Here is a 1516-nt window from a genome sequence, read left to right as displayed (position 1 = left end):
CTTGGCTACTTAAGTCCGGTGGCTTATCGAAACTTAGCCCTTAAAAAAGTTGTTTGATTTAGTGTTGACATACCAATATATCTATACCATCTTTAACTTTTAAATAAGGCATTTACTCACCCACTTTTTTGAACTCTTATTAAATTAACCTGCCCCGTTATTTCCATAAGAAACCTTATTTATCATTATCTAAATCATCATCAAGAAAAGACCTTTTATCTTCTTTAATTCCATACTTATTTTCAATAAATTGACCAATTATTGAACTGTTTATTCCTTTCCTTACTGCTGTTTCGATAACTATATATAGAATAAATAACCCAACAAATCCGTAAAAAATTGAAAGTATAATTCCCATAATTTTAGCTCTCCTAATAAAATGCATTAATTTAATGTTACCATAAATTAGTAACAGTGGTTGGGCTTTTAACATAGCTCTTCTTCAAGTAACCTTCCCCGTTAGTTAAATAAGAAAAAGGCTGCCTCAGCAACCTCTCTTATTGAAGTAAATCTACCCGTTAGCTGAATAAGGAGTCAATCTACGAAAAAAAGACCCATAAAGCGAAAGCACCTATTACAACTGGAATGATGGATGACAGGATAAGAATTATTTTCGCTGCGATGTATGATTTACTCGCTATTTTATGAAAAAGGATAATATCCTGTTCTGACCAAGAAGCATAGGTATCATTTCTTATCCATTTCCACTTCTTAACTTCCTTCCAATGTTCTTCTTCAGTATATTTTAACAAAACCAATATGAAAAAGATTATTCCTGGAATTAAAAACAATAATCCAACAACCAAAGCATCCAATCTTTCTCCTCCTAAAAGGCTGTAATTCACATCATTTTATCAGAAAACAATCATTTAGCCTTTAGGTAGAATATGGACATTAATCTTCAACAAACCTACCCCTTAGTAACTAAACTGTAAACGGATTGTTACGCAAATAGCATTGTTGGAGGAGACTTCAATATATATAATGAAGACTCGTTAAGGAGTGATGAAAGATGATAAGCGTTACAGTAGATAAGTTAAAATTTAAGAAACAATTATCGGGAATTGAACAAATCACACTGAAAGATTTTCTGTATACCTGGGTAGGTAGCTCAAGCAAGGGATTTGATGATTTTTTTCACCTTGAGTACACAGTAGATGTATTTGCCAAAATGGAAAAAACGACGAATGACACCGATTTGTTGATTTCAGATGATGATTATTTTAGATACATAACATTGACGGAAGATAATCAAATTGTGATAGGTGTTTTAGATATGAATTCAGAATTAAAACATAGAATAATTTCCTTAGATAAGATGAAATAATTCTTCGTTTTCTTTAACCCATCCAAAAAGAGGCAGTGGTACACTGTCTTTTTTAATTGTTAACTAAATGTCTTATGCGACGTTACTGAATTATCCTGCCCCGATAGTTGCATAATCGAGTAGGGGGAAAATAAGTTTATTTTCGCCCCTCTCACAACACCGTACGTACGGTTCGCGTATACGGCGTTT

General features: G+C 32.7%; 3 protein-coding genes. 1 reads left to right on the top strand and 2 read right to left on the bottom strand.

All coding sequences use genetic code 11. The annotated features are described in order from the left end of the window. Window positions 1–175: 175 nt before the first annotated feature. Window positions 176–358, bottom strand: a complete 183-nt coding sequence (locus ACFX4X_RS25420) for a hypothetical protein (protein WP_289321236.1) — start codon at window positions 356–358, stop codon at window positions 176–178. Window positions 359–539: 181 nt separating this feature from the next. Further along, a complete protein-coding gene (locus ACFX4X_RS25415) occupies window positions 540–815 on the bottom strand; it encodes a hypothetical protein (RefSeq protein ID WP_377387642.1) in 276 nt (91 codons plus the stop codon). 197 nt (window positions 816–1012) lie between these two features. Here ACFX4X_RS25415 and ACFX4X_RS25410 point away from each other — a divergent pair, with 197 nt between their 5' ends. After that, on the top strand, window positions 1013–1327 hold the full coding sequence (locus ACFX4X_RS25410; RefSeq protein ID WP_230162525.1) for a hypothetical protein: 315 nt from the start codon (window positions 1013–1015) through the stop codon (window positions 1325–1327). Window positions 1328–1516 lie beyond the last annotated feature (189 nt).

The sequence above is a fragment of the Peribacillus sp. YIM B13481 genome, from assembly GCF_042787985.1.
Lineage (GTDB): Bacteria > Bacillota > Bacilli > Bacillales > DSM-1321 > Peribacillus > Peribacillus simplex_A.
Note: the sequence above shows the minus strand (reverse complement) of the source record. Positions and strands in the feature narration are given on the sequence as shown.

Bases quoted from the DNA above. Each gene is read 5' to 3' on its own strand.
- ACFX4X_RS25420 (WP_289321236.1), bottom strand. From the start codon at position 358: ATGGGAATTATACTTTCAATTTTTTACGGATTTGTTGGGTTATTTATT.
- ACFX4X_RS25410 (WP_230162525.1), top strand. From the start codon at position 1,013: ATGATAAGCGTTACAGTAGATAAGTTAAAATTTAAGAAACAATTATCG.